The sequence below is a fragment of the Paenibacillus wenxiniae genome (genome assembly GCF_039822605.1).
Taxonomy (GTDB): domain Bacteria; phylum Bacillota; class Bacilli; order Paenibacillales; family Paenibacillaceae; genus Saccharibacillus; species Saccharibacillus wenxiniae.
In genome coordinates, this window is the sequence record NZ_JBCGUH010000044.1 from 1 (window position 1) to 920 (window position 920).

General features: G+C 44.0%; 1 protein-coding gene. It reads right to left on the reverse strand.

Translation table 11 applies throughout. The annotated features are described in order from the left end of the window. Window positions 1–480: 480 nt before the first annotated feature. On the reverse strand, window positions 481–738 hold the full coding sequence (locus AAHF22_RS23750) for a hypothetical protein (protein ID WP_347327463.1): 258 nt from the start codon (window positions 736–738) through the stop codon (window positions 481–483). Window positions 739–920: the final 182 nt, after the last annotated feature.

Sequence of the window (920 nt, forward strand, 5' to 3'; positions counted from 1 at the left end):
TTGTAGTGCTTGTAGTGCTTGTAGTGCTTGTAGTGCTTGTAGTGCTTGTAGTGCTTGTAGTGCTTGTAGTGCTTGTAAAATTATTAGATCTTTTAAACTTTTTGCATAGTCCGCCTTTTCAGCATTTCGAATAATTTCTGCAATGCTTTAAACGACCCTGTTCCCTTTTGCAAACTAGTTAAACCTGACTTTACACAACTACATCGCCTTATAAAACGGCTATAATCGCAACTATTCGACTCGTCTTGTATACAAAAAAGACCGTAGACTTTTCAGTCCACGGCCGGTTTGCCTTGCAATCTGCCCATTTGGTGCTCGCTCGTTTTATCTCTAGCAATGCTGCCGCTGGAAACCTGTACGAGGAGTCTGGATAAATTGTTCGGTTATATGTATCTTCAACATGGCAGAGCATACAGTTGATCTCGTCTCTGTATCGAAATTAGAGCACACATGTCTGTGTATCCCTATATCCCTCATCGTTCAGAAAGCGTACCTGTATGTTGCTGCGAAGATCCGGTTGGAGTGATCAGTCGTTTCAATCTGCATAGGATGATGCTCAAACAGCGTCTGTTCCTCAGGACGAGGATTGCGTTCGGCATTACTCAAATTCTGCTGTAGCTGTATAAATGAACTCCAATATAGATTGATCGTTTTCATCTCTTCCGGACCTCCTTTTCTCGCGAAGTGTAGTGTATACGTAACGGTCAGCGTCTGCTGCCCTCGAATAGTCAACATCATATACTGCCCCTCCAATTGCTGTCAACCGCGAAATTGCCAGGATGAAAACAATTGCCAGGCATGTTATGCCCTAATAAACAGTCTTGGCAGAAAACTCGCCACTCGCTGCTTCTGCTTCTGCTTCTGCTTCTGCTTCTGCTTCTGCTTCTGCTTCTGCTTCTGCTTCTGCTTCTGCTTCTGCT